This is a genomic window from Blastococcus sp. CT_GayMR20 (assembly GCF_004570345.1).
Genome location: NZ_SPQM01000257.1, coordinates 1 through 3,750, shown reverse-complemented (window position 1 = coordinate 3,750; position 3,750 = coordinate 1). Strand labels below are relative to the sequence as shown.

The window sequence follows — 3,750 nt, the reverse complement described above, 5'->3', positions numbered from 1 at the left end:
TGTCGTCGAGCACTGCGTCGAGGGCGTCGACGTCGGGCACGGGACGGCCGTCGATCGCCTCCAGGGCGTCGCCCTCCTCGAGTGCGTCCTCCGACGGCGAGTCCTCGGCGAAGCCCTGCACGACGACCTTCGCCGGGTAGCCGAGGTGACCGAGCGCGACGGACTGGGCCGCCTGCTCGGAGGTCAGGAACGCCTCCCGGTTGGCCTGCCGGGTCTCCTCCTCGGAGCGGTCCGGCGGGTACACCGACTCCTCGGGGACGACGCTCACCTCGTCGTCGAACCAACCGCGGACGGCCTGCACCAGGCTGAGACCACCGCGGCTGACCCCGACGGTCGTCAGGTTCAGGTTGCCGCGGACCTCGTTGCGCTCCCGGCCCTCGACGCTGATGATCGGCTCGCCCTCGATGTCGCCCAGGGTGTTGAACGTCGGGCCGGGCACCTGCGCGACGTAGGGCACCGGGAGCGCCGTGCCGAGCAGGCCGAAGAGCACCAGCAGCACGACGCCGGTGGCGAGGACGGCCATCCGACGGGTCACGACGGGCCAGCTTAGGCCCCGCCCCGGCTCCCGACCTGAGCGTGCGAAGGTTGGGGAGGACGAGGTCCTTCTGGCGTCTACCGTGGACGCATGAGTGATGTGCCCTTCGGCTTCGGGCTCCCCGACCGCGACCCCGAGCGCCGCGACGAGGGACAGGGCAGCAACCCGGCCGGCGACCCGTTCGGGCTCGGCGCGCTGTTCGGCAGCATCGGCGCCGGCGGGTCGCCCGAGGACGTCCTCGGGAAGATGCCCCTGTTCGCCGAGCTGCAGAAGCTGATGAGCTGGTCCGGCGGACCGGTCAACTGGGACCTCGCCCGGCAGGGCGCGATCAGCCAGCTGGCGGCCGGGCACCAGCCGTCCTCCGATGCGGAGCGGACCGCCGTGGCCGAGGCGCTGCGTCTCGCCGACCTCTGGCTCGACCAGGTCACCGAGCTGCCGTCGGGGATCGACCGGACGGCCGCCTGGTCGCGCGTGGAGTGGGTGGAGCAGACCTTGCCCGCCTGGGGGGCGCTCATCGATCCGCTCGCCGAGAAGGTCGTCGCCGCCATGACCAGCGCCCTCCCCCAGGAGGCGGCCATGTCGTTCGGGCCGATCGCCGGGATCATGGGCCGGATGGGCGGGCTGATGTTCGGCGCCCAGGTCGGCCAGGCACTGGGCAAGCTCGCCGACGAGGTGGTCACGAGCACCGACGTCGGACTGCCGCTCGCCCCGGCCGGCACCGGCGTGCTCGTGCCGCAGAACGTGGCCGACTTCGCCGCCGGCCTCGACCGGCCCGCCGACGAGGTCCGGTTGTTCCTCGCGCTCCGGGAGGCCGCCTCGCAGCGGCTGTTCGCCCACGTGCCGTGGCTGCGCCAGCAGCTGCAGGACGCCGTCCACGCCTACGCCCGCGGCATCACCATCGACCGCGAGGCGATCGAGCGCGGGATCAACGAGGCGATGTCCGGGATGGAGGGCGGCCTGGACCCCAGCAACCCGGAGAGCATCCAGCAGCTCCTGGGCAGCGGCGTCCTCGAGCCCGAGGAGACGCCGGAGCAGCAGATGGCCCTGCGCCGCCTCGAGACGCTCCTGGCGCTCGTCGAGGGCTGGGTCGACACAGTCGTGGCCGAGGCCGCGAAGGACCGGCTGCCCGGCCACTCCGCGCTGGCGGAGACGATGCGCCGCCGGCGCGCGTCGGGCGGCCCGGCCGAGCAGACGTTCGCGACGCTGGTCGGGCTGGAGCTGCGGCCCCGACGGCTGCGTGACGCCGCGACGGTCTGGGCGGCCATGGGTCAGCGGTACGGCAGCGCCGACCGTGACCGGCTCTGGTCGCATCCCGACCTGCTGCCGACGTCGGACGACCTCGACGAGCCGATGGACTTCGTGGGCCGGCAGAGCATGGACGACGAACTCGCCGCACTGACCGCCGACGACGCGAAGCCGGACGAGCGGCCGGAACCTCCCGCCGGGACCGATCCGCCGGAATAGGCCCTGTCCGGAGGCTCGCCGGAGCGTGCGAGGGATGAGAGGGACGGGGTCCTCTCTTCAGTCGACCAGGTCCTCCCCGGCCGCCCCGGCGGTCGCGGCCAGCTCGATGCCCTCGAGGAAGCCGCGGGCCCGCTCGGCCCGCGGATAGCGGGCGACCATGGTCCAGAACCGCTCGTCGTGCCCGGGCTCGAGCAGGTGGACCAGCTCGTGCACCAGCACGTAGTCGACGACGTACTCGGGCATCGAGCGCAGCCGGCTCGACAGCCGGATGCTGCGGTCGGCGGGGGTGCAGGAGCCCCAGCGCCGGTGCTGGTTGTCCACCCAGCGCACGCTGGCCGGTTCGGCGAGCCCGTCGAGGTGCGCGGCCGACAGCGCCCGCGCCCGCAGCATCAGCTCGTCGTCCCCACCCAGGGAGCGCTTCCGGCGCTCCTCACGGGTCTGCAGCTTGGCGACCATCTGTGCGACCCAGCGACGCTCCTCGGCGGGGCTGAACGCCGCCGGGATGAGGACGACGGTGCGGCCGAGCTCGCGGTAGGCGGTGACGGTGCGGCGGCGGCGCGCGCTGCGCCGGACCTCGACGACGTCCTCCTCTCCCTCGGCACGGGGACCCTCGGCGGAGGCGCCCCCGACCGGTCCCCGGCCCGACCGCGCGGCGGGCAGCGCGCGGCGGGACCCGCCGGCCGGCAGTCCGCCGGCCGGGTCGAGGGACGCCGAGGCGTCGGGAGTCGAACCGGGCACGGGGGCACCGTAAGCCACTGCGGCGACGGCGCGCCTCTGCGGAGGCACCCACTCGGGTGCACGTCGCACGGACGGTGGACACGACCGCCCTCCACCCGGTGACAAGGGTTGCGCACGGTGTCCGTCCACAGGTCCGATGGCGGCGTCCTAGCAGGTCGGAGGCGGGGTTCGCCGGACCGGGCGGAGGCGACGCCCCGATCCCGTCCCCGGTTCGCACACAGGGACACGCCGGGGCGTCCCCATGGCATCCACACGTTTGTCCACAGGCTGTGGGCAGCGGTCGGCTGGTCGGGCACGTCCGCATGGGCGCCCGGGGTAGCGCCGGCGGCGCGCACGGGTAGCGTGCCTGCGCAACGGCGCCCGGCGCGCGTGCCGAGGCACCCCGATTTCGAGGAGATCCCGTGGCGGAGAGCTACAACGGCTACTGCGTGAAGTGCAAGGAGAAGCGCGACTTCGACGGCGAGGTCAAGGTCAGCGAGTCCGGCCGCCGCATGGCGCAGGGCACCTGCCCCGTGTGCGGCACCAAGATGAACCGGATCCTCGGCAAGGCCTGAGCCCTCCGGGCTGCGAACGGCGGCGTCCCCTCAGCGGGGCGCCGCCGTTCGTCGTCCCCGGGCCTGTGGACGACGGCAGCGCGGCCGGTCCTGCGCTTGCGACGCTGCCGGGGTGAGCGACGCGTCCCACCCCCTCCTCCCTCCCGCCACTCCGCTGCTGCGGCACGGGCGGGCCGCGGTCCAGATCGGCGGCGTGGACTCGGCCGACGGGCTGCTGCTCGGCCCGGACGCCGGCGGGGTGGCCTCGTTCCTGCGGGGTCTGGACGGGCGGCGGGCCCAGCGGACGGTGCTGGCCGACGCCGTGCGCGGCGGGCTGGACCGCGACGGGATCGCGTCGGTGCTGGCCGGGTTGCGGGCCGGCGGGCTCCTCGTGGACCTCGACGCCGCCGACCTGGTCGCCTCCGAGGCCGGTCCGGCGGCCGCGGCCCGGACGGCGACCGAGCTCCCGGCGGCGGTGGG

At 74.7% G+C, this 3,750-nt stretch carries 3 protein-coding genes and 2 pseudogenes; 3 read left to right on the top strand and 2 right to left on the bottom strand.

Annotated elements, in window-relative coordinates:
• A pseudogene (locus E4P40_RS26900) lies at nt 1-535 on the bottom strand (hypothetical protein); the annotation flags it as partial.
• 90 nt (nt 536-625) lie between these two features.
• Here E4P40_RS26900 and E4P40_RS26895 point away from each other — a divergent pair.
• A complete protein-coding gene (locus E4P40_RS26895) occupies nt 626-1,999 on the top strand; it encodes a zinc-dependent metalloprotease (protein ID WP_135161359.1) in 1,374 nt (457 codons plus the stop codon).
• A 57-nt stretch (nt 2,000-2,056) separates the two neighbouring features.
• On the opposite strand, the gene E4P40_RS26890 is transcribed toward E4P40_RS26895, so the two are convergent.
• Complete coding sequence (locus E4P40_RS26890; RefSeq protein ID WP_245160619.1) at nt 2,057-2,737, bottom strand: M48 family metallopeptidase; 681 nt, start codon at nt 2,735-2,737, stop codon at nt 2,057-2,059.
• Between the two features lie 401 nt (nt 2,738-3,138).
• Between E4P40_RS26890 and E4P40_RS28405 the strand changes: the two genes are divergently transcribed.
• Together E4P40_RS28405 and E4P40_RS26885 are read left to right on the top strand one after the other, a co-directional pair.
• Nucleotides 3,139-3,291, top strand: a complete 153-nt coding sequence (locus E4P40_RS28405) for a DUF5679 domain-containing protein (protein WP_012950213.1) — start codon at nt 3,139-3,141, stop codon at nt 3,289-3,291.
• A 112-nt stretch (nt 3,292-3,403) separates the two neighbouring features.
• Nucleotides 3,404-3,750: pseudogene (locus tag E4P40_RS26885) on the top strand (thiamine biosynthesis protein ThiF); the annotation flags it as partial.

Excerpts from the sequence above, each read along its gene's own strand:
- E4P40_RS26895 (WP_135161359.1), top strand. The coding sequence starts at position 626 with ATGAGTGATGTGCCCTTCGGCTTCGGGCTCCCCGACCGCGACCCCGAG.